This window comes from Bradyrhizobium sp. LB14.3, from assembly GCF_040547985.1.
In the GTDB taxonomy this organism is placed as follows: domain Bacteria; phylum Pseudomonadota; class Alphaproteobacteria; order Rhizobiales; family Xanthobacteraceae; genus Bradyrhizobium.
The window spans coordinates 1-1422 of record NZ_JBEPQT010000092.1 but is presented as its reverse complement, the minus strand read 5'-3'; the positions used below and the strand labels follow the sequence as shown (position 1 = coordinate 1422).

The following is a 1422-nucleotide window of genomic DNA, read 5'->3' as shown; positions in this document are numbered from 1 at the left end:
GGCAGCCATGGCGGATTCAAACGGTCGTCGCAACACCAATTGTTTTCACTCATGACAGTAATTCGTCAAGCGCTTCTGCCGGCGTTTTCCAGCCCAGTGTCTTTCTCGGTCGGGCATTGAGGGCCGCTGCTACAGCGGATATCTCGTCGGCGCTGTGGATGCTCAGGTCTGTGCCTTTCGGAAAGTACTGCCGCAGCAACCCGTTGGTGTTCTCGTTAGTGCCGCGCTGCCAAGGGCTTTGCGGGTCGCAGAAGTAGACCTGGAGACCCGCATCGATCTTGAGGCGGTCGTGCTGAGCCATTTCGGCTCCTTGATCCCAAGTCAGCGTGCGACGTAGTTCTTCGGGCAAAGTGATGATGGTGCGCGAGATCGCGTCACGCACGGCTTCCGCCCCGTGTCCCGCAAGCGCAGGTCCGTTCTTCTTGCGCGGAGCTTCGCCATGACCCGCCAACCGGGGAAGGTGCAATAGCATTGTGAAGCGCGTCGTGCGTTCGACCAACGTGCCGATCGCCGAGCTGCCAAGACCGAGGATGAGGTCTCCCTCCCAATGTCCCGGGCACGGCTCGATCGGCCGCTTCAGCGGGGCGCTCACTGATCATGATCTCCGGCGAGACAAAGCCCTTGCCCCGCCTGCGTACGCGCCCCCTGGGCACGCGCAACACGCGGCCGGTTCGCAAGCAGGCGGTCAGTTCGCTGCGTAGTATACCGCGGCCCTGAACGAAGAGAGCCTGATAGATGGCTTCGTGGCTGATGCGCATCGTCTTGTCGTCCGGGAAGTCGATCGGCAAGCGTCGGGCAATCTGCTCAGGGCTCCATGCTTTGGCCCATCGTCGATCCTTTCGCCGGCCATGCCGGCGGCCGTTCCACCGAACGGTGGGGCCAGCAATACAAGCTGCGCTCGGGGCTACGACCCTGCCGGCAAGTCTCTCCTCCACATAAGTCCGCAAGGCTGCGTTGGGCGCAAGCTTGGTCGGCTTGGGCCGGCGGGCAGATCGGTCTGCATGCCATTGGGCAGTTGTTGCCCGATAATCCAACCCGCCGCCGCGGGTGGCCGCGTTCCGCCGCAGTTCACGGGAGACCGTCGAAGCAGCCCGCCCCAAGCGGCGCCCAATCTCCCGTATGGAATGGCCCTGCACCTTTAGAAGGGCGATTTCCTCGCGTTCAGCCAATGAAAGGTAGCGCCCGGAGAGAGGCTTGGCCGAAGATCTGAACATCGATGGTGGCATGCCGCCTGCCTTTCGGAACAATCTGCTTCCGACAGGTTGCGATAATCCGGCCTCAAACGCAGCATCTTCGCTGCTCTGCCCTGTGGCAATCGCCTTCCAAAATCTATTCTGTTCATCGCGTCCTGCAGCAGAAGGCCGGCCTGGCGATGGCAATGGCGCTCGTCCTGACCGCCCCGAACGTCGACTTACAACTTTC

1 pseudogene is annotated in these 1422 nt (G+C 62.0%); it reads right to left on the bottom strand.

What is annotated here, in order from left to right:
• Nucleotides 1-49: 49 nt before the first annotated feature.
• Nucleotides 50-1422 (bottom strand): annotated as a pseudogene (locus tag ABIB00_RS38975) (IS30 family transposase); the annotation flags it as partial.